We start from the raw sequence: 1,164 nt of genomic DNA on the forward strand, positions 1-1,164 counted from the left end.
TACAGCAAAAAGGGAGTGCCGAAGCACTCCCTTTCGCTGAAGTCAGTCTGACTGATTTTGGGATCAGTGCAGGATGATTTCGACGCGACGGTTCTGCGGTTCGCGGGTATCCGGGCCGGTCGGGACCAGCGGATGCGCTTCACCATAGCCGTGGATGTCGATGGCGTTGGCGGGCACGCCGTCACGGATCAGTTCAGCCTTCACGCTGTCGGCGCGACGCATGGACAGGCCCATGTTGTACTTCTCACCACGCGGGCCGGGATGGGCTGCCGAGTTGTCGGTGTAGCCATTGACCTCGATGCGGGTGGTCTGGACATGGGTGGAAGCCTGCGCGGCTTCGGCCACGATCTCACGCGCACGGCCGGTAAGGGCTGCGCCGTCCCAGTCAAAGAAGACGAGGTAGGTGCGCGCCGCAGTCGGTGCGGGCGGGACAACGGCGGGGGCCGGCGGCGGCGGCGGCGGCGCGTTGTTGAACGCGTAGCGGACACCGACGATGAACTGGTGGTTGAAGCGGTGGTCGAAGCTTGCGTGACCGTCACCCGCCGTAAAGTTGCCCATCGTGAAGGACTGCGGCTGACCGATCATGCGGTATTCGGTGGTCATCTGCAGGCCCGGGACGCCGGGGATGTCATAGGCCGCACCGACGATGCCCTGGTAGGCGAAGCCGCCCTTGGTGCCGCTCAGGCTGCGTGCGCCGCCGGGGTTGTTCGCGCCGATGGTGACATCATGCGCGCCCTGCCACAGGTAGCCCGCGCCGACACCGACGAACGGGGTGACGGGGACGTCGATGCTGAACAGACGCTTCAGGTCGATGTCATACAGCACGTTGACGAAGCCGCCATAGGAGCGGTCGGAGCCCTTGTCGCCGCGGCTCTTGCTGTAGATTTCGGACCAGTTGTAGTCGCCCTCGACCTCGGCGCGCAGGCCGTTCCCGAAGCCCCAGCCAACCGCGCCGAAGCCGGTCCAGCCGTGACGGTGGCCGACCTTTTCACGGCCCGGCTCGGTGCCGCCATCGGTGTCGGCAAAGTGGCCGTGCTGGGTCTGGGTCAGGTTGTAGCCACCCCCGATGTCAACATACGGACCGGTGATCGTCGTGGCCATTGAGGCCGCCGGAGCGGCAGCCATCAGGGTCGTTGCCAGTAACGCCGTGCGAAGACGCATATT

The 1,164-nt window shown here is 65.5% G+C and carries 1 protein-coding gene; it reads right to left on the minus strand.

Annotated features, from left to right (window positions below):
- Positions 1-63: 63 nt before the first annotated feature.
- A complete protein-coding gene (locus HNH97_RS09195; RefSeq protein ID WP_171790684.1) occupies positions 64-1,161 on the minus strand; it encodes an OmpA family protein in 1,098 nt (365 codons plus the stop codon).
- Positions 1,162-1,164: the final 3 nt, after the last annotated feature.

The organism is Gluconacetobacter entanii (assembly GCF_013155425.1).
GTDB lineage: Bacteria > Pseudomonadota > Alphaproteobacteria > Acetobacterales > Acetobacteraceae > Novacetimonas > Novacetimonas entanii.